Origin of the sequence: Bacillus sp. 22190, from assembly GCF_052045575.1 — a bacterium.
GTDB lineage: Bacteria > Bacillota > Bacilli > Bacillales > Bacillaceae > Bacillus > Bacillus altitudinis.
Genome location: NZ_JBQEPF010000008.1, coordinates 62,510 through 86,631, shown reverse-complemented (window position 1 = coordinate 86,631; position 24,122 = coordinate 62,510). Strand labels below are relative to the sequence as shown.

The following is a 24,122-nucleotide window of genomic DNA, read 5'->3' as shown; positions in this document are numbered from 1 at the left end:
AATTGAGGATTGCAAATTAATGTACGGAGTCTTTGATGATTTTATAGTTTTTATGATTAACGACTGTTAGTGAATCCAGTTCTAAATCTCTATAGTTGTCCATAATGGTGACATCCACAATAACAGAGTTTTCATTCACTTTTTCAACTACACCTGTTAAACCATTTCTAAATTCGATCACATTCCCAATTTTTGCAATCTTCAACCGATCCCTCTCCTTTAAAAACAGATTTCATTCCCTATTAAAAAGTATTTTGCAATATTTTCATACCAATGTAAAGGATAAAGACGTTTTTCTTTCGTTTTCGTTGTACGCTTTGAAAACGAATGGTATATTTAATATTTGATCAAGGCTGAAAAGGAGCGGTTTTTTTGACTGAAGAACACATCAACACAATACTAGAATCATTACGGAATGGTACTGAAAAACAAGTGACCATTCAAAAGGATGATTTTTTAACATTTCGTTCTGTATTGGTCAATCAAGATGATTTTAAACATTTTCGCGGAATCGCCAAGCATGGTGGAGATGTTATTTTTGAATATCTTAAAGAAGCAAGAAGCTAAAGCTTTTTCTCATTCATGAGAAAAAGCTTTTTATTTTGGTTCTTTTGTCACACTTCAAACCAGCTTGATACATATGAAAAGAAAATGTAATAACCCATAATCAGGAGCATAAGGATGATTATAGGCTAAAAAGAGACTATATTAAACGCTTACATTACCAGTTCATGCGTATTTCAACTAGGACATGCCATTTAATGACGGAATTTGGACAGGCATGAAAATCTTTGTGCGTGAAAATAGAAGAAGCTCTTGTTAGAGTGGACAAGTATCTTACAGCCTACATTGATTAAAGGAGGAATGAGGCGAATGATCAAAATTCATACAGCTCTTTTTGCCATCCTTATGCTCATCTCAGCGATCAAGATGGACAATATACAAGAGCAAGAAGGCACATTAAGTCAGAAACTTGAACAAGCACCTGTAAAGCATCAGCTTTCATATATAGATCAAGATGAAAAGCATACCGTGATCCCAGCGTTTTCAGAGGAGAAACATCAGCCTAAAGTGAAAATGCTAAGCACGTCAACAGAGGAGAAGGCATCAAAACCGAAGCCGAAGAAAAAGGAAACGGCAAAGCCAGCAAGCTCAAGAAATCAATCACACTATTCTAATGAAGAAATGGACTTGCTTTCTCGGTTGGTACATGCCGAAGCAAAAGGTGAATCTTACGCCGGGAAAAAAGCGGTAGCAAGCGTCGTCTTAAACCGCGTAGAACACCGCTCTTTTCCTGACAGTGTCAGAGGCGTGATTTATCAGCGAAATGCCTTCCAGCCCGTATCAAATGGAAGTATCAATGATAAGGCAGACCAGGATTCCGTAAAAGCTGTGAAGCAGGTTGTCAAAGAAGATGACAGAACAACAAAGGCGATTTATTTTTATAATCCAAAAACGGCGACAGATAACTGGATTCGTTCTCGTAAAATTGTAGAACGCATTGGCCGTCATGTGTTTGCAGTGTAAAGAAAAGCAGCGATCAATCAGTCGCTGTTTTTTTGTCTTCAATTATTAAAATATTTTCAGGACTTGTCTCATAGAATGTGAAAAGAATTTGCTTTTAGACAAGGGGAGGCTACATGAATCGATTTGTAAAAGGGGTCATTCTGCTATCTGTCGCAGCTTTCATTGCTGAGTGTATCGAGTTTTTAGTCAATATGATTTTAGCGAGAGAGCTTGGAGAACATGGAATGGGTTTATATATGAGCATCCTTCCCATCATCATGCTTGTGCTTGTGATCGCCAGCTTAGAGCTGCCAGTCTCCATTTCTAAATTCATTGCAGAATCGCATGAGCGGCTTCATAAAAGTATGCTTCGCCATGCATTTAAAATGACGCTTGTGGTGACATGCACCACAACGGCAATAGCAGCCATTGTACTGCCTTTCATTCCTGTATTTCAATCGTATCATCCGCTGATGAAGGGCTTGGTTCTGTCACTCATTCCAATCATCGCATTTACTTCCATTGCACGCGGCTATTTTATGGGCAAGCAGCAAATGGGCAGAATTGCTCTAGCCAATATGCTGAAAAAAACGATCCAGCTTATCTGTTTGTTTTTGTTTTTTCATTGGTATTCGTTTGATATTGAAACAGCTGTGCTTATCGCGATTGGCGTGATTGTTGCAAGTGATCTCGTCGTCTTTATCTATTTATATTCCCAATACGTCATGGCAAAAAATGCTGTGAATGTCAGATCGGTTGAGTTAAGGGGGATTGACGTCAGAAAACGTTTGTTAGCAGTCTCCATTCCGACAACAGGTATGCGTATCTTTCATGCCATTGCCAATGCGATTGAACCGTTTTTAATCAAAGGAGCCCTCGTTGCAGCGGGCATTTCTGGTACGCTTGCTGTTGATCATTACGGAATGCTTGCTGGCGTAGCGATGTCGATCGGTTTTTTTCCGGCGTTTATCGCTCATTCCATTATGATTGTGATGATTCCGAATGTATCAGAAGCCTATGCCTTGGGGCAGTATGATCTCGTGAAAAAACGTGTCAGACAAGCGATTCTCATTACGTTTGGATACGGGGTGCCAGCGGTGATGATCATGTATTATTTCGCTTATCCGCTCACGCAGCTCTTTTTTGACTCACCTCAAGCAGCCGTCTACTTGCAGCTGCTATGGCCTTACTTCTTATGCCACTTGTTCGTGATGCCGTTTCAAGCGTGCTTAATTGGTATGGGTCTCATTAAAGATGTGTTCCTACATAATATATGGGTGCACGTGGTGTCGTTCTCTATGGTGTATTTTCTAGGATCCATCGAATCCTTAAATATGATGGGTGTTATCTTAGGAATGAACACGGGGATGCTGCTATTAACGGCTTTGCATTATGCGACGATTTGCAAGGAACTCGGCGTCTCCATGTTTCTTACATTGAAAAAAGCTTGAATGTCATGTGCAGCTAGCGGGCAAGCTATAGGAAAATCAGGAAGGAAGATGCTGATGAATCGTAAATATCTACCCGCCAGTCTTCTCATGATGACCCTTCTTTTATTTCTGATGAACATAGAGGCTGAAGCAAAAGAGCCTGTCATGGCGCCGAGGATAGAAGCTCCTACATTAACAGGTGAAACGCAGGTGATCCCGGTGAAAGGGAAGCGGACCATTCTGCATTTTTGGACAACGTGGTGCCCGTCCTGCAAAATGGAGCTTCCAGCCTTTGAACAGATTGTGAAAGAAAATCAAAGTGATGTAGACATACTGACTGTTAATTTACTTGGTGCTGAGCAAAGCAAGCATGCTGTTGCCCAATTTGTGAAAGACAGAAAGTTTACATTTCCGATCGTTCTCGATGAGCACGGCGAAATGATGAAGAAATACCAAATCATGACGATCCCGACGACTTTTTTCATCAATGAAAAGGGTGAAGTGGTCAAAAACCATGTAGGTCCGCTGACGAAAAAACAAATCAAAGAGTGGACAAATTCTTAGAACACAAGCTTTCTGTAAAGAACCAATGGTCGATCCGTTGGTTCTTTTTTGTGTTCAATTACCTTTCAGATGAATAAAATGTGCTCAGAAAGAGGAAGAAATGTCGGGTGCTAATAATGATAATTATTATCAAAAAGAAATTATAATAATTATTAATTGAAAATTGATCAGAACCTGTTATAATGAGTTACAGACCTATAAAAAGCTTGAAATAGCAGAAAATATAGATGATAAACGGAACGGGCAACGATTGATAATGTGAAAATCATTATCAATTAGAGAGGAGAAAGTAATCATGAATGAGAATACAGTACTTTATCAAACGACAGATCAAAAGGGATCTAACTCGCTCTTTCATAAATGGGCACAGCACGGAGAATTAATCGCAGCAGGCATTTCGGGGATTCTCATCTTGATTGGATGGTTTCTAAAGGATGAAACGATGTGGAGTATTCCTCTTTTCATTCTTGCTTTTGTTATTGGTGGTTTTGCAAAGGCAAAGGAAGGAATTGAAGAAACCATTTCATCCAAGACATTAAATGTAGAACTTTTAATGATATTTGCTGCGATAGGCTCAGCGATCATTGGCTACTGGGCAGAGGGCGCCATTTTAATTTTTATTTTTTCGCTCAGCGGTGCGCTAGAAACGTATACGTCAAATAAAAGTAAAAAAGACTTAACGGCCTTAATGAGTATCGCTCCAGATGAAGCCACTTTAATTGAAGAAGATGGCACCACCATCCAAATCGCTGCTTCTTCACTTACGCCAGGCGACCGTATTTTAATCAAAGCGGGCGAACGAATTGCAGCAGATGGTGTGATCATGAGCGGAAGAACAAGTGTAGACGAATCTGCCTTAACGGGTGAATCGGTGCCTCAGGAAAAAGGGCAAGGGGAAGATGTGTTTGCAGGAACAGTGAATTTAAATGGTTCATTAACAGTAGAAGTAACAAAACATAATGAAGAAACACTTTTTCATAAAATCATTAAGCTTGTGGAATCTGCACAAGAAAGTGTATCGCCAAGCCAAGCATTTATTGAAAAATTTGAAGGTGCATATGTAAAAGGTGTGCTCATCACTGTGGCGATTTTAATGTTCCTGCCTCATTTTGTACTTGGCTGGAGCATGAGTGAAACGTTTTATCGTGCGATGGTGTTTATGGTGGTTGCCTCGCCTTGTGCACTTGTTGCCTCAATTATGCCAGCAGCCCTTTCACTCATCTCAAACGGTGCAAGAAACGGTATGCTTGTAAAAGGAAGTGTCTTTTTAGAAAAACTGGGCACAAGTACGATGATTGCATTTGATAAAACGGGTACGATTACAAGTGGAAAACCAGCTGTTGAAAAAGTGGTCTTGGCAAAAGGGCAGGATGAATCGACCTTTTATCAAGCGCTCTATCAAATTGAAAGTCAGTCAAACCATCCATTAGCTAAAGCCATTTCTGATATGGCAAAAGAGCATCATACAGAGCGGGCAGCCCACGTAACCATTGAAGAAACATCAGGTTTTGGTGTGGAAGCACAATTAAATGAGGACACATGGCGGATTGGGAAGAAAGATTTTGCCGGAAAAGCTTCAATGGATCGTGACATTGAAGAGAATGGTGATGTTCTTTCATCCAAAGGCTATACAGTTGTCTATGTTCAAAAGAATCAAGAAGTTGTCGGCTGTCTCGGTTTGAAGGATCAAATCAGACCTGAAGCTAAAAAAATGATTCAGGAGCTGAATGATTTAGGCATCCAAACCGTCATGCTCACAGGGGATCAGCAAAAAACAGCTGAAGCGATTGCAGAGGAAGCAGGCATCCAAACCGTTGTCGCTGAATGTCTTCCAGATGAAAAGGTACACGAAGTCAATCAACTGAAAAAACAAGGTGATTCGATCATTATGGTCGGAGATGGAATCAATGATGCACCTGCACTCGCCACAGCAGATGTTGGCGTCGCAATGGGCGGAGGCACAGATGTTGCTTTAGAAACAGCAGACCTCATTTTAATGAAAAATAACTTAAACAATCTGACAAAGATGATCCGTCTTTCAAGAAAGATGAACCGAATCATTAAACAAAACATCATCTTTTCATTAACAGTTATTTGTTTGTTAATCTGTGCGAATTTCTTACAAGTTCTTGATTTACCTTTTGGTGTCATTGGGCATGAAGGCAGTACGATTTTGGTTATTTTAAACGGACTTCGTTTGCTTCGTGCTTCTTAAGCAAATCACAAAAGCGCACTGGCTTTAGGTCAGTACGCTTTTGTGCGAAATACAGTGAAAACTGATACAATAGATCAGTAGTCAAACGTGTGAGGAGGATCACGATGAATCGAATGAAAAACTTGTCTTCTTGGCTTAAGAAAAAAGACATTCAAGGTGCATTTATACATACAAAGGAGAATGTATTCTATCTATCTGGATACTTCACAGAGCCGCATGAAAGAGTGATGGGGCTGTTTGTTTTTCAGGAAGCAGATCCATTTTTCATTTTGCCTAAGATGGAAGTTGAGCAAGCAAAAAATGCGGGATGGGCTGGAGATCTCATTGGATATGAAGACCATGAAAACCCCTTTGATTTCATACAAAAGGCACTAGAAAAACGAGGAGTAAAAGCGACTCGCCTAGCGATTGAAAAAGAATCCATTCCTTTGCAAAGAGCAGAGCAGCTTCAAGCTGTCACTGGGGCAGAAACATTCGTCCGGGCAGAAGATGTGCTCAATCAGTTAAGACTAATTAAAGACGAAGCTGAAATTGAAACATTGAAAAAAGCTGCTCAATTGGCAGACGAAGGCGTCAAAATTGGGGTTCATGCCCTAAAAGAAGGGGTGACGGAAACCGAAGTTCTTGCTGTCATCGAATATGAACTGAAGAAAAAAGGCATTCAGGGCATGTCCTTTTCAACTATGGTACTATTCGGAGAAAAATCAGGAGAACCTCATGGAAATCCGGGGCAGGCAGCCTTGAAAAAAGGTGATTTTGTTTTATTTGACCTTGGCGTGATTGTGGATGGCTATTGTTCAGATATTACAAGAACCTTCATCTATCAAGAAGCGTCTGAACAACAAAAGGATATTTACAACACCGTCTTGAAAGCCGAATTGGCAGCACTTGATATGAGCAAGCCGGGTGTGAGAATTGGTGACCTTGACTTAAAAGCAAGAGGGCTGATCGCAGAAGCAGGGTATGGCGAATACTTCCCGCATCGTCTAGGGCATGGACTCGGGGTTTCTGTTCATGAGTTCCCTTCTATGAGTCAAGCAAATGATGACCTTCTAAAAGAAGGGATGGTCTATACGATCGAGCCGGGTATTTATGTACCAGGAGTCGGCGGGGTTAGAATTGAAGACGATGTTCTCATTACAAAAGATGGCCCAGTCACGTTAACCAATTATCCAAAAGAGTTGACGATCATCAAGTAATGAAAAAAATCACGATGAACGTCCAAGTATTGGGAGCGTCATCGTGATTTTTTTGTCACTCTTTGCGATCCTTATCAACAAAAAAATCATCAATTGATTGAAACGGCTTGATTTTATGTTCTTTTCCTAAAGGATGTAGTGCGAATCGAGCAGAAAACAAAATAGTCAAACATAATATGATCCATATGATAATACCCATCTTGAATTCCCCTTTCCACCCAGTGATTTGTTCAGCTCACATACATCTTAAAGTATGAAACGCTTACCATATCAAGAGAAAGTAGGAGAAAAAATGCCTAACATAAGGGATATTGCGAAAAGAGCGGGTGTATCTGTTACCACCGTATCACGAGTGATGAATGATCATCCTTATGTCAAAGAAGAAAAGCGAGAGCGCGTACTTAGTGCGATGAAAGAGCTCAAATATACACGGAATATTCAGGCAGTACATTTAGCAAAGGGATATTCCAATATGCTTGGAATTGTACTTCCGACAATTGATCACTCCTATTTCAGCGGAATTGTCACAGGGATTGCAGAGAAAGCACAGGAGTGCGGAATGCATTTTGCCTTGTTTCAAACAGGATATGACCCAGTAAAGGAAAAAGAAGCATTAATGAGCTTAAAAGAGCAACGTGTGGATGGTTTAATCTTTTGCTCAAATGCGTTAAGTGATCGAGACATTTTAAAGTGGCAGGAATCTGGTCCTATTATCTTTTGTCATCCTACTCCGCATGATCCATGTTCATCGGTATCGATTGCGCATGATCAGGCTTTTAAGGAAGCGCTTGAACACTTAGCGGCATGCGGTCATGAGCGAATCGCAATCGTTCTTGCTAGAACAGAAGGGGAGAATAGCCAAGTTCGCATTCAGACTTATCAAGAAATGATGCGGTCGCTTGGGCAGGAGATTGATGAGGAATGGATCATTGAAGGAAAACTGACCATTTTTGATGGCAAGCAATTATTTACAGAATGGAAAGAGATGAAAAATCGTCCGACAGCCTTACTGATTACAAACGATGATGTCTCAGCAGGTTTTTTACTAGAAGCACAGCGTCACCAAATAAACGTTGGAGAATCACCAGCCATACTTGGCTTTCAAAACGATCAATTGAGTGAAGCATTGGGGATTTCTAGTATAGACATTCCTCTTAAACAAATGGGGCAGGAAGCATTTGACTTGTTCAAGCAAGCATTACAAGGTGAGGCACCAGAAAAAAGAGTGCTGTCATATCGACTCGTTGAGCGCACAACGACTATTTTGAAAAACAATCGTTGACGCACGTTTCATCTGTTTTGTACGATAAGAAGGATTGAATAAGAAGGAGGTGGGGATGTTCATGGAATCCTTCACCGTTGATAAAGCGTTAAATAATAATGTCATCATCGCAAAACACCCTTCTTTAGGCGAAGTGGTCCTGATTGATAAAGGGATCGGCTTTGGGAAAAAATCGGGTGACGTTCTCGATCAAGCGGCATTTGAGAAAATGTTTGTGTTAAAGAACACAAAAGAGCAAACAGAATACAAACAATTGCTGCACCACATTAATGAGGACATGATTGAGCTTGCCAATGACGTCATTTATCATATACGAGAAAAAATGGGGCATCGCTTAAATGAGCATATTCACATTGCTCTGACAGATCATATTGCCTTTAGCTTTAAGCGAGTTAAACAAGGCTATGATATCACCAATCCTTTTATGCTTGAAACGAAATCCTTATACCCGAAAGAATACGAGGTCGCAAAGGAAGTCGTGGAACTGATAAATGCGCGGCCAGATGTTGAAACAAAGCTGCCCGAAGGAGAGATTGGGTTTATTGCGCTCCACATTCACTCTGCTTTAACGAACCGGCCTTTATCCGAGGTAAACCGTCATTCGCAGCTCATGACACAAATGGTCCAAGTCATAGAAGATGCATTTCATATGAAAGTAGATAGAGAAAGTATTCATTATTTACGCTTACTGCGCCATATTACGTTTTCGATTGAGCGTATTAAACGGGAAGAATCATTAGAGGAGCCAGAAAAGTTGCTTCATCTATTGAAAAATGAATATCCTTTATGCTACAATACTGCTTGGAAAATGATCAAAATTTTGCAACATGCATTGAAAAAGCCTGTACAAGATGCCGAAGCTGTCTACTTGACACTACACCTGTACAGATTGACGAATAAAATTTCATAGTTTCCTTGAAACGTGTAACTGATTCGATCAGGCATGAGTGACTTAAGGTAAATACAGGATAAGATCCTGTTATTTGCGCAACCTTATATCACCATGCCTTTTTTGTGTTCTGAAAGTGAAATGTAAACGGTTAATTATGAAATGTACGTCAATGTGTGATTGAAATGTATGTTGTAAGCGAAAACAAAAGGAGGTTCAACCAGTGTTTAAATCACTTTTTGGTGTGTTGCAAAAAATTGGACGAGCACTTATGCTTCCAGTTGCGATCCTTCCTGCTGCTGGTATTTTACTAGCACTCGGAAATGCGATGCAAAATCCGCAGTTGATTGATGTCGCTCAATTTTTAAGCAATGATACAATTCAGCTTGTTGCTAGTGTTATGGAGAATGCGGGGAATATTGTCTTCTCGAATCTTCCACTCCTATTTGCTGTAGGGGTTGCCATCGGTCTTGCCAATGGAGACGGTGTGGCAGGGATTGCCGCGATCATCGGTTACCTTGTCATGAACGTGACGATGAGTGCCGTATTAATGGCCAACGGTTCTATTCCATCCGATTCAGTCAAATTGGCTAAGTTCTTTAAGGAAAGTCATCCAGCATATGTGAATATGCTCGGCATACCGACCTTGTCTACCGGCGTTTTTGGCGGAATTATTGTCGGGGTATTAGCGGCTTATATGTTTAATAAATTTTACAAAATTGAGCTCCCGCAATATCTTGGCTTCTTTGCTGGTAAGCGTTTTGTTCCAATCGTTACGTCGATTTCAGCACTTATTTTAGGGCTATTGATGCTCGTCATTTGGCCGCCAATCCAAGGTGCATTGAACTCATTTTCAACAGGACTGCTTGCAGCGAATGAGCCGCTGGCTGCCTTTGTATTCGGTGTCATTGAACGCTCATTAATTCCGTTTGGTCTGCACCACATATTCTACGCACCATTCTGGTATGAATTTTTTAGCTATAAGAGCTTATCAGGAGATATTATCCGTGGTGACCAGCGTATTTTCATGGCGCAAATCAAAGATGGTGTTCAGCTTACAGCCGGGACATTCATGACAGGGAAATATCCGTTCATGATGTTTGGACTTCCAGCAGCAGCACTTGCGATTTACCATGAAGCCAAACCTAAGAATAAAAAGCTTGTAGCAGGAATTATGGGATCAGCGGCCCTTACTTCTTTCCTAACAGGGATCACTGAACCGCTTGAATTCTCATTCTTGTTTGTTGCACCGATATTATTTGCGATTCACTGTGTATTTGCTGGATTATCCTTTATGATAATGGATATTCTAAACGTGAAAATCGGGATGACCTTCTCAGGAGGGTTAATCGACTTCTTCCTATTTGGTATCCTGCCAAATAGAACCGCTTGGTGGCTTGTCATTCCAGTCGGTCTCGTACTGGCTGTCATTTACTACTTCGGATTCAGATTTGCGATTCGCAAGTTTAATCTGAAAACGCCAGGACGCGAAGATGAAGCAGCTGACGGTGCAAGCAGCGCTCAATCTGGAAAAGGCGATGACTTACCTTATGAAATTCTTGAAGCAATGGGTGACCAAGAAAACATTAAACACCTAGATGCTTGTATTACGCGTTTACGTGTCACTGTAAATGATCAGAAAAAAGTGGATAAAGACCGCTTGAAAAAGCTTGGCGCTTCAGGTGTCCTTGAAGTCGGGAATAACATCCAGGCCATCTTTGGTCCACGCTCTGATAATTTAAAAACACAAATGCAGGACATTATTGCAGGGCGCACACCTCGACCAGCGAAAGACCCTTCTGCAAAAGAAGAAGTCAGTCAGCAGGTTGAAGAAGTCATTGCAAAACCGCTTCAAAACGAACAAGGGGAAGAAATATTTGCTTCACCAATTACAGGGGAGCTGCATCCAATTACAGATGTGCCAGATCAAGTATTCTCAGGGAAAATGATGGGTGACGGTTTTGCTATCTTGCCAAAAGAGGGAACAGTGGTTTCACCAGTAAGAGGAAAAATCTTAAATGTGTTCCCAACAAAACACGCCATCGGCCTCCAGTCTGATGGTGGACTTGAAATCTTGATTCACTTCGGGATTGATACAGTCAGCCTCAAAGGAGAAGGATTTGAAGCATTTGTACAAGAGGGAGATCAAGTAGAAATCGGTCAAAAACTTTTAGAGGTTGATATTGATAAAATTAAGTCAGAAGTACCATCTTTAATGACACCAATTGTATTTACAAACTTAAGTGAAGGACAATTTATTGACCTTCAAGAATCCGGTGAAATCAAAGCTGGCCAAGAAAACATCATGAAAATTTCAAAATAATTTTCATAACTGCCGTTCTTGTTAGATGACAAGCTCGGCAGTATGATATAATATTGTGGATGTATGAAATGTATAAAAAGGAGATTGATAAAAATGGCTCAACAAACATTCAAAGTAACTGCAGATTCTGGAATTCACGCACGTCCTGCAACAGTTCTTGTACAAACTGCTAGTAAATATGATGCTGATATCAACTTAGAATATAATGGTAAAACAGTGAACCTGAAATCTATTATGGGTGTAATGTCTCTAGGAATTGCGAAAGGTGCTACAATCACAATCTCTGCTTCTGGTTCTGATGAAAATGATGCACTTGCTGCGCTAAAAGACACAATGAAAAGTGAAGGCCTAGGCGAGTAATGCAACAACTGAAAGGAATCGGTGCTTCAGCAGGCGTTGCGATTGCAAAAGCATATCGTCTAGAAGAACCAGATTTAACAGTTCACCAAAAAGACATCAATGATCCAGAGACAGAAGTGAAACGCTTTGAAGAAGCAATTCATGTTTCAAAACAAGAACTTGAAGCAATTAAAGAACATGCGCTAAAAGAACTTGGCCAAGATAAAGCAGATATTTTTTCTGCACACCTTCTTGTGTTAAGTGATCCAGAGCTGCTCAACCCAGTGAAGGATAAAATCACATCGGATAAAGTAAATGCTGAATTTGCTTTAAAAGAAACAGCAACAATGTTTGTTACAATGTTTGAAGCAATGGACAATGAATACATGAAAGAACGTGCAGCGGATATTCGCGACGTTACAAAACGTGTCACTGGTCATTTGCTAGGCGTTGACATTCCAAACCCAAGTATGATTTCTGAAGAAGTCATTATCATTGCTGAAGATTTAACACCTTCTGATACAGCTCAGCTGAACAGACAATTCGTCAAAGGTTTTGCGACAGATATCGGTGGTCGTACTTCTCACTCAGCGATTATGGCAAGATCAATGGAAATCCCAGCAGTTGTTGGAACAAAAGAAGCAACAAAAACGGTGAAAAACAATGATCTGATCATTGTTGATGGTATTAGTGGAGACGTCATCATTCAGCCTTCTGAAGATGAAGTGAAAGCGTATCAAAAAAAGCATGAAGACTACTTAGCTCAAAAAGCGGAATGGGCGAAACTTGTTGACCAACCAACGGTCACAAAAGACGGCGTTCACGTAGAGTTAGCTGCGAATATTGGAACACCTGAAGATGTGAAAGGTGTACTTGAAAATGGCGGCGAAGCAGTTGGATTGTACCGTACAGAATTTTTATACATGGGCAGAGATCAGCTCCCAACAGAAGAAGAGCAGTTCGATGCGTATAAAACCGTTTTAGAGAAGATGGAAGGCAAAGCAGTGGTTGTCCGCACACTAGATATTGGTGGCGATAAAGAACTTCCTTACTTGCAGCTTCCAAAAGAAATGAACCCGTTCCTTGGCTATAGAGCGATCCGCCTTTGCCTTGAAGAGCAGGAGATTTTCAGAACACAGCTACGCGCGTTACTTCGTGCAAGTACATATGGAAACTTGAAAATCATGTTCCCTATGATCGCGACGTTATCAGAATTTAGAGAAGCAAAAGCTATTTTACTTGAAGAAAAAGAAGCATTGGTTGCTGCTGGTACAGAAGTATCTGATTCCATTGAAATCGGAATGATGGTAGAAATTCCATCAACAGCTGTTATCGCAGATCAATTTGCAAAAGAAGTAGATTTCTTCAGTATTGGAACAAATGATTTGATTCAATACACAATGGCTGCTGATCGAATGAACGAACGAGTGTCTTATCTTTACCAGCCATACAATCCAGCTATTTTACGCCTCATAACGCTTGTGATTGAAGCAGCGCATAAAGAAGGTAAATGGGTTGGCATGTGCGGTGAGATGGCAGGAGATGAAATCGCAATCCCGCTCCTACTTGGACTAGGATTAGATGAATTTTCAATGAGCGCAACATCGATTCTTCCAGCAAGAACGCAGTTAAGCAAGCTTTCTAAGGAAGAAGCTGCATCATTTAAAGAGCATATTTTATCACTGAGTACAACTGAAGAAGTGGTTGATTTCGTGAAAAAAACGTTTCAACATAACTAGGTGATGTAAACCAGACAGGTCAAACTGTCTGGTTTTTTTGTCGAATTTTATCATAATCAGTCATATCGCTTGCAGAGAAGGGCATCCTAACATAAAAAATGGAGGTGACCAGTTTGTCTTTCTCTAACTATAAGCCAGGTGATCAAGTATATGTCATTTATCGAAATCCACATGCAGCCAATGTCGCACAAATTAAAGAAGCGGAAATCGTTTCACATCCTTACAATGAGCAAGAGCTTGCGCTATTTCTACTTGAAACATATCACCCATTAGCCCCTGATGATGCCGTATTTCCAACATACGAAGAAGCAGAAGCCCTTTATCAAGATCTGTTTGAATAAGGGAGATTTTAGAAAGGATAGAAGCCATCCTGAGAGGTTAAAGTAACGGTATGAACCTATAAGGTAAGGATGTGCTAAATATGATCAAACCGTTCGTTCCTCAGCTTGTGTATATTGAACCTCGGGCGCTAGAGTACCCATTAGGACAAGAGCTGAAAGAAAAGTTTGAAGGTATGGGAATTGAAATTAGAGAAACAACCTCACACAACCAAGTGAGAAATATTCCGGGGAAAAATGATTTGCAAAAGTACCGTAATGCAAAGTCGACGCTCGTTATCGGCGTGAGAAAAACCTTAAAATTTGATACATCTAAACCATCTGCAGAGTATGCCATTCCGTTTGCGACAGGATGCATGGGGCATTGCCATTATTGCTACCTGCAAACGACGATGGGGAGTAAGCCGTATATTCGTACGTACGTCAATGTAGAAGAGATCTTAGATCAGGCTGAACAGTACATGAACGAGCGTGCACCTGATATCACGCGATTTGAAGCTTCATGTACATCCGATATCGTAGGAATTGACCATTTGACTCACACACTCAAACGAGCGATTGAATACTTTGGTCAAACCGATCTTGGCAAACTACGCTTTGTTACGAAATTTCATCATGTAGACCATTTGTTAGACGCAAAACACAATGGGCGAACAAGATTCCGCTTTAGTATCAATGCCGATTATGTCATTAAATATTTCGAACCCGGAACATCACCACTCGATCAGCGGATTGAAGCGGCTGTAAAGGTAGCAAAAGCAGGCTATCCACTTGGCTTTATTATTGCCCCTATTTACATTCATGAAGGGTGGCAAGAGGGCTATAAAGTCCTATTTGAAAAACTCGATGCAGCTCTCCCTGAAGAAGTGAGACAAGATATCACCTTTGAAATGATTCAGCACCGTTTTACAAAACCGGCGAAGCGTGTCATCCAAAAAAACTATCCGAAAACAAAACTAGAACTAGATGAAGAAAAGAGAAGATATAAGTGGGGTAGATATGGAATTGGAAAATATATCTATCAAAAAGATGAAGAACAAGAACTTAGACAGACATTAGAATCATATATCGAACAGTACTTTCCGTCTGCAAAAATTGAATATTTTACTTAAAACAAGTCATTATGGCTTGTTTTTTCTATTTAAATTTTCTTACAACTATTGAATGCGGTACCAATTTTGCCGATATACACATTAAGATGCGAAAGTAGGATGTAGGGGTGATGAGATGTTTAAGAAACTTCAAGTGAGAATAGCTGTTTTCATCTCAGTTATTTTAATTTTAACCGTTGTCGCAGTTCAAGTGGGTTCCAATTTAGTATTAAGACCATTGATTGAACGAGATGCGAAAACAACGACAGCAGCAACGGCAGAAAGCATGAGAGACATCATAGCACTAAAGCTTGAGAATTACGGTGATACGATTAACAAATTGGCAACAAGTACACTTACTGAAGATTTTGCACAGAAACAAACAAAGCAGACATTGGCATTTGAAAACGATGAATTAAAAGGATTGCAGGAGCAGGATGAACTCATCTCGCTTGCCTATATAGGAACAAGTGATGGTAAAATGTTCGCTTTCCCGGAGTCCGATTTTGGTGAAGGGTATGATCCGTCTAAACGAGACTGGTATATTCAAGCAGCTGAAAAGCCTGACGAAGTCCTATGGACAGATCCGTACATTGATAAAGCAACAAATGAAATGGTCGTTTCAGCCACGAAGGCGATCGTACGAAACGGGAAAGTAGTCGGTGTCGCTGGACTTGACTTGAAACTGGCTTCCATTCAGTCTTATATAAAAGAACAAAAGATTCCTTATATGGGAACGGCTTTCTTAGTTGACGGCACAGGGACCATTTTGGCACATCCAACAGAGCAAGGAAAAAATATCTCAAAAGTCGCTTCTGTGAAAAAAGCGATCGACAACTCGGGTATTGATGATGACAAACAGCTGACCGTCATCTCAAAAATTAAAGAGGCAAACTGGACGATCGGTGTGAGCTTCGAGAAAAAGAAACTTCTTTGGATCACTGAACAAATGAATCAGACAAGTATCATTATTTCTGTCATTGCCATTATACTTGCCATGATTCTAAGCTACTTATTGGCTAGAAGCATTACAACACCAATTAAACGCCTCATCGAGCATGTTCGTAAAGTGTCTGAAGGCGATTTAACCAGCTCGCTTGAGTCGAAGTCTCAGGATGAGATAGGTTTCCTCACGAAAAGCTTTAATCAAATGACTGAAGGCATCAGGGATTTAATTGAAAAAGTGAAAGAGTCTTCAGATCAGGTTGTGAAATCAACGGATGAAGTGACACAAATTTCAAACGAGACCTTGCTATCTAGTGAACAGATTGCAACGGCTATTCAAGAGGTCGCTGTAGGAGCGACGAAACAAGCATCAGAAGCGGAAACCATTAATGAAAAATCAGAGCATTTGTATGAAAAAGTTCGTCATATGGGTGAGCTTGCCACGCAAATGCAAACCAATTCAAAATCATCGGAAGATGCAAGCTATAGAGGACTTGATGCTCTTGGTCTGCTCGTCCAAAAATCAACACAAGCGAATGAAGAATCGAAGAAGGTAGAGCAAATGCTGCTTGACCTTGAGCATAAAACAAAAAATATTGAAAACGTCGTAACAGCGATTTCTGAAATCTCAGATCAAACGAATTTACTCGCACTGAATGCAAGTATTGAAGCAGCGAGAGCAGGAGAAAGCGGAAGAGGATTTGCTGTTGTTGCAGAAGAAGTCAGAAAGCTGGCTGAACAATCTGCGGAATCAACGAAACATATTAGTGAAACCGTAAAACTCATTCAAGATGAATCGAAAAAGGCAGCTGAAGCGATGACAGCAGCAAGCAAAATGAATGAAGAACAAGGTGATGCCATCAATTCAACAGGAGAGGCACTCAGCAGTATCACAATGGAAATGCAGGCACTTGTCGGCTCCATTGACAGCATTCATACACAAATCAATGAAATGACTGAAGAACAGCAGAAAATGAATGATTCCATTCAAAGTATTGCGGCCATTTCACAAGAATCCGCCGCTTCAGCTGAGGAAGTACATGCTTCCACAGACGAACAAGTACAAGCTTTAGAAAGAACGAAAACATCAACAGAAATGTTGAACGAATCAAGTCAGGCACTGCGTCAGGCAGTCAATCGGTTTAAACTATAATCTTGCAGAAAAGAACCTTGCCATGTGAGCAAGGTTCTTTTTGTATGATAAAATATGAACAGAGGAGGGTGCCAACATGCATGTTAATCTATCTGGCAAAAAAAGCATTGGTCGCAGCAAGCAGTCAAGGTATCGGTAAAGCCATTGCCTTTCATCTTGCAAAAGAGGGAGCAGATGTGATGCTCTCGGGAAGACATGAGCAAACGCTGCAAGAAGCGGTCAAAGAATTATCCCCGCTTGTAAAAGGGAAGCTGACTTATCAAGTATGTGATGTATCTGACGCCGAGCAAATTAAAGCGCTTGTCGTCGCAGCAGCAGGTGATGAAAAACGCCTTGATATACTCGTGAACAATACAGGCGGTCCTCAAACAGGAACACTTGAAACCTTAACAGATGAAGATTGGATGGAATCATTTCAGCTTCATTTACTCAGCTATATTCGGTTATTAAAAGAAGCCTTGCCGTATTTAAAAAAACAAGGTGCACGAGTGTTAAATATTGCATCTATGTCGGTCAAAGAACCGATCCCAGGCTTGATGCTGTCGAATACATTTAGACCGGCCATTACCGGCTGGACAAAAACAGCTGCCCAGGAGCTTGCCAAAGATGGTATTTTGATCAATACCTTAGCCCCGGGGAAAATTGAAACAGAGCGTGTGAAACAGTTGGACAAACACCGTGCACAAGAGGAGCAACAATCGGTTGAAGAGATCAAAGCACAAGCTGAACGTATGATTCCGCTGGGCCGTTACGGGCAGCCAGAGGAATTTGCAGCATATGCGGCTTTTCTTTTATCTGAAGCCAATACATATATGACAGGTCAAACCCTCATCATTGATGGTGGATTGACAAAGTCTCTATAAGGAGGAATTCGTGATGGCACAAATCAAAACAGTTGGTTTTATTGGAATCGGTGTAATGGGACGTAGTATGGCAGGGCATTTAATGGATGCTGGCTACGAAGTTCTCGTTTATACAAGAACAAAAGCAAAGGCAGACACATTGGTTCAAAAAGGTGCTCTTTGGAAATCGACCGTAAAGGAGATCGCAAAGGAGGCAGATGCCGTCATCACAATGGTCGGGTATCCATCAGATGTAGAAGAAGTCTATTTAGGAGAAGATGGACTCGTGGCACATGCTGCACCTGGTACATACCTCATTGATATGACCACATCGAAACCTCAGCTGGCAAAAGAAATTGAAGCGAAAGCGAAGGAAAAAGGACTATTTGCATTAGATGCGCCGGTCTCTGGCGGAGACGTTGGAGCCCAAAACGGCACGCTGGCCATTATGATTGGTGGAGAAAAAGCAGCCTATGAAGCGTGCCTGCCGCTATTTCAGCAAATGGGAGAAAATATTCAATATCAAGGACCTGCAGGAAGTGGTCAGCATACAAAAATGTGTAACCAAATTGCTATCGCAGCAGGGATGGTAGGTGTGGCTGAGGCAATGGCCTATGCTGAAAAATCAGGACTTGATCCAGAGCAGGTACTTAAAAGCATCACAACAGGAGCAGCCGGCAGCTGGTCTTTGTCAAACCTTGCGCCAAGAATGCTGAAAGGTGATTTCGAGCCAGGATTTTATGTGAAGCATTTTATCAAGGATATGGGCATTGCACTTGAAGAGGCAGAGCTGATGGGAGAAAAGATGCCAGGCCTTTCACTAGCGAAGTCATTATATGAAAAGCTCAGTGAACAGGGCGAAGAAAACAGCGGAACACAAAGCATCTATAAATTATGGGTGAAATAAAAAAACTGCCCCGCCTAGGTGGAACAGTTTGTAGCGTGTAAACAAGCCCTCACATTACTGAAAAAAGAAGACAAACTAAAAACCTGTCCCAAATAGAGACAGGTTTTTTTGATCTTATTTTCCGATGAATTGCTGCGTCCAGTAGTTACCAGATTTCACATAACCTACACCGATATGTGTATAGTTTTTGTTTAAAATGTTCGCTCTATGACCTTCACTGTTCATCCAAGCTGTTACTACTTCTTGAGGTGATCTTTGACCTTGCGCAATGTTTTCACCTGCTGTTTTGTATGTGATACCAAATTGCTTCATTTGATCAAATGGAGATCCGTAAGTTGGGCTTGTATGAGAGAAATAGTTTTTATCTTTCATATCTTGTGATTTAGCGCGAGCAGATTTGCTTAATTTAGAATCAACAGAAAGAGCTTTTAAGCCTTGTTTTGCACGCTCTTTATTTGTCAGTTCAACCACTTCTTGTTCAAATGCATTTAAGCTGCTGTCTGCTTTTGTTGCAGTTGTGTCTTTTTGATCAGATTTTGAGCTGTTGTTCGTTGTGTTTTCTTTTGCTGGTGTGCTTGGTTTAGAAGTAGCTGGTTTTTTCACTGATTCTTGTTTTTGCTCATTTTTTGCTTTGTTTACTTCTTTCACCACTTTTGTTCCAGTAACAGGTTGACCACTTTTGATCAGCTTGTTTAATAGAGCTTCGATCTCTTTTTGATTTGAAGTGCTTAGCTTGTTTACATCTGAAGAGATATGTAATTTTGCAGCTAATGTATGAAGATCAATGGCTTGATGCTGTACGTTTATGACTTGTTTCAGGTTAAGCTCTTTCGCATCAGCTGAATGCCCTCCAGTGAACGTGATCAATGCAGCAGCTGTCAGCGCTGAAAAAATGAATGATTTCTTTTTCATTTTGTAACTCCTCCTAAAATCTTTGTTTTGTTTTCTCACAGAAAATCATAACATGGACTTTTTGTTATAAACGTACCAGCATCCTCCATTGACAACGCCCATTTGTCATTTTTGTTAAAGTCATAGAAAGAATCTCCTTATATCAATGAATGGAGAATCTTTCTATTTAAAGAAAACGACATAAACATACCAATATTTTAAAGTGTTAGTATATTTTTTTGCAGAATAGGGATTGACAGCTTTTTTTCACTTGTTTCGCTGTAACAACTATTACAAAAGTGTTACAATAATGAGTGGTAATTGTAAAAGATTGAAAGGATGAGAGGAGCTACATAAGTGGGAGAGAAACAGCATCAAGGTGCTGCCGAGCAGAAAAAAATGAAGCGCCGGAACGCCTGGAGAATTAATCTCTTTTTCTTCGCTGTATTTAGTTTATTTGCTGGACTTGTCATCAAGCTCGGCGTGCTGCAAATCGTCAATGGTGAGGATTATAAAAAGCAAGCCAACCGAACTGAAGTCAAAACAGCATCATACCCGTCTCCAAGAGGAAAAATGTATGACGCGAGAGGAAGGGTCGTTGTTGATAACGAAAGTGTACCTGCCATCGTTTATACATCAGAAAGCGGTGTGAAAGCGGAGGATAAGATTAAAGTAGCAAGAAAACTTGCGACTTATATAAAAATGGATACAGATTTTTTGAGAGAGCGTGACATTCGAGATTTTTGGCTGGCAAGCCACCCGGAAGAAGCGGATAAGCTCATTTCAAAAGCAGAGCAAAAGAATCTTAAATCAAAAGATGTCTATCCACTTCAAGTAGAGCGTGTGCCTAAGAAAGAAGTCAAGGCGATCGAAAAAGATGCAGAGGAAAAAGCAGTTGCAGCGATCTATCGCAGGTTTACAGGCGGATATGCCTTTGAACCTCAAATCGTGAAAGCGATGGACCCGAACGAAGAGAAAAAAGGGGACGAAAAAGTTGCGCTGCTTGATGAAACAAAAGAATCAAAACAGACATCATCCGTAAGTTTGACATACGAAGAGATCTCACTTGTATCAGAGCATCTTGATGAACTGCCTGGTGTAAATGTCATCAATGACTGGACAAGGAAATATCCGTATGAAAAAACCCTCTATAATGTCCTTGGCGGTGTCACCACCCCAGAGCAAGGTATTATAAAAGAGCGTGAAGATTACTATATGGCAAGAGGTTACTCGCGAAATGACCGAGTAGGAAAAAGTTATTTAGAATATCAATATGAGGATTTTCTCAATCCAGAAAAAGCAACTGTTCAATATACACAGGTCGGCGGAAAACTGCTTGATGAAATCAAGCGGACAGAAGGACGAAGAGGACTTGACCTTGCACTCACATTTGATATGGAGCTGCAAAAGGAAGTCGACAAAATCGTTGAATCAGAGCTAAGATCCGCTAGTGCAAGAAACTATATGATGGACCGTGCCTTTGTTGTGATGATGGACCCTAACACAGGTGATGTTCTCGCGATGTCAGGGAAGAAAATGGACGGCAGGGACGTCACAGATTATGCGATCGGAACATTTACGACACAGTATGAAATGGGCTCTGTTGTCAAAGGAGCTACTGTCCTCTCTGGTTATCAAGATGGCATGTCACACAATCAATCCTATTTGGATACACCGCTGTATTTTGCGGGAAGTGGAGGAAAGCCTAAACAGTCTTACAAAGTTCTTGGATGGGTTAACGACCTTCAGGCACTCCAAAAAAGTTCCAACGTTTACATGTTCCAAGTGGCGATGAGAATGGCAGGGATCACCTATCAAAAAGATGGCCCGTTACGGGCAAGACCTGAACACTTACAAAAAATGAGAAACTACTATGCGCAATTCGGTCTTGGCGTGAAAACAGGCATCGACTTGCCGCAGGAATCAAGCGGAATGCAGACGCATCCTCAGACAGTCGGCGGACTCTTGCTTGATGAAGCGATTGGTCAGTATGACACGTATACACCACTTCAAGTCGCACAATACATGTCGACCATCGCAAATGGAGGTAACCGTATTCAGCCAAGAGTGGTGAAAAGTGTTCACTTTCCAACGAATAAGGAAGAAGTAGGTCCTGTTGTGAAGAAATATGAGCCGAAGGTGCTAAACACCATTAACAACTCGAAAGCAGATATCGACCGCGTCAAAATGGGACTAAAAATGGTCACATCAACAGGCGGGACTGCCGCTGGCCGGTTCGGTCAGCATGATGTCGCAGGGAAAACGGGTACAGCCCAAACCTTCTACTATGGTGCCAACCGGAGCTGGTGGGGGAATGCCACGTACAACTTAACCTTTGGAGGATATTATCCTTCTTCCAATCCGAAAGTGGCATTTAGTGTCGTCACACCGTATGTATCAGATAAAGATCCTGTCATTAAAACCATTCCAAGTAAAATTGTTGATAAGTACGTTGAATTACAAAAGAAATATGAAAAGCAATAAACAGCAGGGAGCACAGCAAGAGAAAGTGCTCCCTTTTTGCTGAAAATATGGACGTTTCACACGAGATTGGGAGGAAAATACGGTTTTTCTAGCGAATCCTTTTTATACATCAAACTAAGGACAACCCTAAAAAAATTAAAGGAGGGTCGGACGACGATGGAACAAAAAATGAAAGATTCGAATCAGCTGTACTCGAATATTGATTTACATGCCGTTCTTTCTTCTAATGGCCGCTTTCTCTACATTTCTTCCAATTGTAAGCAGCTTTTGCTCTATGAACAAAAGGATTTACTAGGGTGTTTTTTGAAAGACTTTGTTCATACCGAAGATCAATTTCTCGTCGAAAGTTATTTCTATAATCAGCACATGCTAGAGATTTGCCACTTTAGACTGCTTAGAAGTGATCTTACAGCTGTATGGGTAGAAGCAAGCATTGATTTTGTTGCTTGTGATGGGTTAGACAACGATTTGAGTAGAGAAATGATCCTGAAAATGAGGGTAATGAATACAGAGCCTCAAAAAGCAGTATTTCAACCAACAGAAGTGTCAGAACAGTCGTTAGGCAGTCTACCGGCTTTCCAAGATGTCAGTGAAGCTGAAAATCTGATTGCCATGCTGCCAAATCCGTTATGTATTACGGCACTTGGGAAAATTGTGTATGCCAACGATGCGATGCTGCAATTAATGGGTGTATGTACAAAAGATGAAATGATCGGCAAGTCTGCGTTTGATTTTATTGCCGAGGAGTACCATGACATTGTGAGAAGCCGAATCAACAGACTGCAGCAAGGCCTTCCAGTCGGAATGATTGAACAAATATGGAAAAGGAAAGACGGGAGCATGATTCATATTGAGGTGAAGTCATCTCCGGCAATTTATCAAAATCAACGGGCAGAACTTTTACTCTTAGTGGACATCTCTTCCCGTAAAAAATTTCAAACCGTTCTTCAAAAAAGCAGAGAGCGGTATCAACTGCTTATCCAAAATTCGATTGATACCATTGCCGTCATCCACGATCATAAATGGGTATTTATGAATGAATCAGGTATTAAATTATTTGAAGCCGAACATTACGATAAATTAATCGGAAAAGATATCTTTCATCAAATCCATTCATGTGATCAGCAAAAAGTCAAAAAGAGCTTATCACGTATTATCGAAAGAGCATCAGATTCTGAGATTGTGACGATGAGCTGCCATACGTTTAAACACCGGTTGATTTATACAGAAATGGTTTGTATCCCTACCACATTTTTTGGTGAAACAGCCGTTCAAATTATTTTAAGAGATATATCTGAACGAAAACAGACAGAAGAACTCATGCTGCGCTCTGAAAAATTATCAATCGCAGGTCAATTGGCAGCAGGCATTGCACATGAAATAAGGAATCCACTGACGGCGATTAAGGGCTTTTTACAGCTCATTAAACCAAAAACAAAAGACCGTGATCAATATTTTGAAATTGTCTTCTCTGAGCTGAGCCGGATTGAAATCATCTTAAGTGAGCTACTAATGCTTGCGAAGCCGCAGCAAACGGCATCAATGCAGACGCTTGATTTGAAAAAAATCATTAGCGAAGTCACCGCTCTGTTAGAAACACAGGCCAACTTAAATGGAATTTTGATGAACACAAGTGATATTGAGGAGGATCTCCTGATGAATGGGGATCAAAACCAGCTGAAGCAGGTGTTTATCAATTTAATCAAAAATGCCGTCGAATCCATGCCGGACGGAGGGAAGGTAGACATTACCGCCAAAGCCGAAAAAGAAGGAATACTTGTCACGATTAGAGATGAAGGAATTGGTATTCCTGAATCGGTCATGAAGCGGATCGGTGAACCTTTTTTAACGACAAAAGAAAAGGGAACAGGGCTTGGGCTCATGGTGACATTTAATATTTTAGAAAATCACAACGGAACCATCCGGGTAGATAGCCATCCAGAGAAAGGGACTGTGTTTCACATCATGTTTCCCGCAAAATAAAA

Annotated in this window: 20 protein-coding genes; 18 read left to right on the top strand and 2 right to left on the bottom strand. The window is 40.8% G+C overall.

The genetic code is table 11. The features are described 5' to 3' along the window. Positions 1-16: 16 nt before the first annotated feature. The gene (locus ACTJKA_RS12700) at positions 17-205 is read right to left on the bottom strand and encodes a YkvS family protein (RefSeq protein ID WP_003211747.1); all 189 of its coding nucleotides are present in this window, start codon (positions 203-205) and stop codon (positions 17-19) included. A gap of 167 nt (positions 206-372) precedes the next feature. Here ACTJKA_RS12700 and ACTJKA_RS12695 point away from each other — a divergent pair, with 167 nt between their 5' ends. The 16 genes from ACTJKA_RS12695 (at position 373) to ACTJKA_RS12620 (ending at position 18,762) form a co-directional block, all read left to right on the top strand. Next, positions 373-567 carry a hypothetical protein gene (locus ACTJKA_RS12695; RefSeq protein WP_008348081.1) on the top strand — a complete coding sequence of 65 codons (195 nt, stop codon included), beginning with the start codon at positions 373-375 and terminating at the stop codon, positions 565-567. A gap of 306 nt (positions 568-873) precedes the next feature. Next, a complete protein-coding gene (locus ACTJKA_RS12690) occupies positions 874-1,527 on the top strand; it encodes a cell wall hydrolase (RefSeq protein WP_025207246.1) in 654 nt (217 codons plus the stop codon). Positions 1,528-1,640: 113 nt separating this feature from the next. Beyond that, a complete protein-coding gene (locus ACTJKA_RS12685) occupies positions 1,641-2,957 on the top strand; it encodes a polysaccharide biosynthesis protein (RefSeq protein WP_017359440.1) in 1,317 nt (438 codons plus the stop codon). 54 nt (positions 2,958-3,011) lie between these two features. Next, a complete protein-coding gene (gene stoA, locus ACTJKA_RS12680) occupies positions 3,012-3,500 on the top strand; it encodes an endospore biogenesis thiol-disulfide oxidoreductase StoA (RefSeq protein ID WP_017367131.1) in 489 nt (162 codons plus the stop codon). Between the two features lie 295 nt (positions 3,501-3,795). Further along, positions 3,796-5,715 carry a heavy metal translocating P-type ATPase gene (locus ACTJKA_RS12675; protein WP_099496477.1) on the top strand — a complete coding sequence of 640 codons (1,920 nt, stop codon included), beginning with the start codon at positions 3,796-3,798 and terminating at the stop codon, positions 5,713-5,715. Between the two features lie 104 nt (positions 5,716-5,819). Continuing rightward, positions 5,820-6,914: a M24 family metallopeptidase gene (locus ACTJKA_RS12670; protein WP_017359437.1), complete on the top strand. Its 1,095-nt coding sequence runs from the start codon at positions 5,820-5,822 to the stop codon at positions 6,912-6,914. Between the two features lie 292 nt (positions 6,915-7,206). Beyond that, a complete protein-coding gene (locus tag ACTJKA_RS12665; RefSeq protein ID WP_440607789.1) occupies positions 7,207-8,196 on the top strand; it encodes a LacI family DNA-binding transcriptional regulator in 990 nt (329 codons plus the stop codon). Positions 8,197-8,251: 55 nt separating this feature from the next. Next, a complete protein-coding gene (gene glcT, locus ACTJKA_RS12660) occupies positions 8,252-9,106 on the top strand; it encodes a glucose PTS transporter transcription antiterminator GlcT (protein WP_017359435.1) in 855 nt (284 codons plus the stop codon). A gap of 202 nt (positions 9,107-9,308) precedes the next feature. Then, on the top strand, positions 9,309-11,408 hold the full coding sequence (ptsG, locus tag ACTJKA_RS12655) for a glucose-specific PTS transporter subunit IIBC (RefSeq protein WP_129548257.1): 2,100 nt from the start codon (positions 9,309-9,311) through the stop codon (positions 11,406-11,408). Between the two features lie 93 nt (positions 11,409-11,501). Continuing rightward, positions 11,502-11,768 carry a phosphocarrier protein HPr gene (locus ACTJKA_RS12650; protein ID WP_003211078.1) on the top strand — a complete coding sequence of 89 codons (267 nt, stop codon included), beginning with the start codon at positions 11,502-11,504 and terminating at the stop codon, positions 11,766-11,768. Beyond that, positions 11,768-13,486, top strand: coding sequence for a phosphoenolpyruvate--protein phosphotransferase (gene ptsP / locus ACTJKA_RS12645; RefSeq protein ID WP_008348058.1), 1,719 nt, complete (start codon positions 11,768-11,770; stop codon positions 13,484-13,486). Before ACTJKA_RS12650 ends, ptsP begins: the two co-directional genes overlap by 1 nt. A 113-nt stretch (positions 13,487-13,599) precedes the next feature. Continuing rightward, positions 13,600-13,827 (top strand): transcriptional regulator SplA domain-containing protein, encoded by a 228-nt coding sequence (locus ACTJKA_RS12640; RefSeq protein ID WP_008361179.1) that lies wholly within the window; start codon positions 13,600-13,602, stop codon positions 13,825-13,827. An 80-nt stretch (positions 13,828-13,907) separates the two neighbouring features. Next, positions 13,908-14,936, top strand: coding sequence for a spore photoproduct lyase (gene splB, locus ACTJKA_RS12635; protein ID WP_007498710.1), 1,029 nt, complete (start codon positions 13,908-13,910; stop codon positions 14,934-14,936). Between the two features lie 115 nt (positions 14,937-15,051). After that, a complete protein-coding gene (locus ACTJKA_RS12630; protein WP_035392234.1) occupies positions 15,052-17,013 on the top strand; it encodes a methyl-accepting chemotaxis protein in 1,962 nt (653 codons plus the stop codon). Positions 17,014-17,093: 80 nt separating this feature from the next. Next, positions 17,094-17,876, top strand: coding sequence for an SDR family oxidoreductase (locus ACTJKA_RS12625; protein WP_345912240.1), 783 nt, complete (start codon positions 17,094-17,096; stop codon positions 17,874-17,876). A gap of 13 nt (positions 17,877-17,889) precedes the next feature. Then, the gene (locus ACTJKA_RS12620) at positions 17,890-18,762 is read left to right on the top strand and encodes an NAD(P)-dependent oxidoreductase (protein WP_181891549.1); all 873 of its coding nucleotides are present in this window, start codon (positions 17,890-17,892) and stop codon (positions 18,760-18,762) included. 114 nt (positions 18,763-18,876) lie between these two features. Here ACTJKA_RS12620 and ACTJKA_RS12615 read toward each other — a convergent pair whose 3' ends face one another. Beyond that, entirely contained in the window at positions 18,877-19,674 is a 798-nt protein-coding gene (locus ACTJKA_RS12615) for a CAP domain-containing protein (protein WP_017359431.1), read from the bottom strand. Positions 19,675-20,010: 336 nt separating this feature from the next. On the opposite strand from ACTJKA_RS12615, the gene ACTJKA_RS12610 reads away from it, so the two are divergent. Next, positions 20,011-22,137, top strand: coding sequence for a peptidoglycan D,D-transpeptidase FtsI family protein (locus ACTJKA_RS12610; protein ID WP_008348045.1), 2,127 nt, complete (start codon positions 20,011-20,013; stop codon positions 22,135-22,137). Between the two features lie 156 nt (positions 22,138-22,293). Continuing rightward, on the top strand, positions 22,294-24,120 hold the full coding sequence (locus tag ACTJKA_RS12605; RefSeq protein ID WP_268359656.1) for a PAS domain-containing sensor histidine kinase: 1,827 nt from the start codon (positions 22,294-22,296) through the stop codon (positions 24,118-24,120). Positions 24,121-24,122: the final 2 nt, after the last annotated feature.